The sequence below is a fragment of the Arthrobacter agilis genome (genome assembly GCF_006494655.1).
Taxonomy (GTDB): Bacteria; Actinomycetota; Actinomycetes; order Actinomycetales; family Micrococcaceae; genus Arthrobacter_D; species Arthrobacter_D agilis.
This window is the reverse complement of sequence record NZ_VHIM01000047.1, coordinates 1-255: the sequence shown is the minus strand read 5'-3', so window position 1 is coordinate 255 and position 255 is coordinate 1. Positions and strand designations below refer to the sequence as shown.

At 52.2% G+C, this 255-nt stretch carries 1 rRNA gene; it reads right to left on the bottom strand.

Going from position 1 to position 255, the window contains the following annotated elements:
- Position 1 precedes the first annotated feature (1 nt).
- Positions 2-255, bottom strand: a 23S ribosomal RNA gene (locus FJV46_RS15150); the annotation flags it as partial.

Sequence of the window (255 nt, the reverse complement as noted above, 5' to 3'; positions counted from 1 at the left end):
ATGGTTGAGACAGCGGGGAAGTCGTTACTCCATTCGTGCAGGTCGGAACTTACCCGACAAGGAATTTCGCTACCTTAGGATGGTTATAGTTACCACCGCCGTTTACTGGGGCTTAAATTCCCAGCTTTGTCCCACGCAAGCGTGAAACTAACCGGTCCTCTTAACCTTCCAGCACCGGGCAGGAGTCAGTCCGTATACATCGTCTTGCGACTTCGCACGGACCTGTGTTTTTAGTAAACAGTCGCTTCCCCCTGG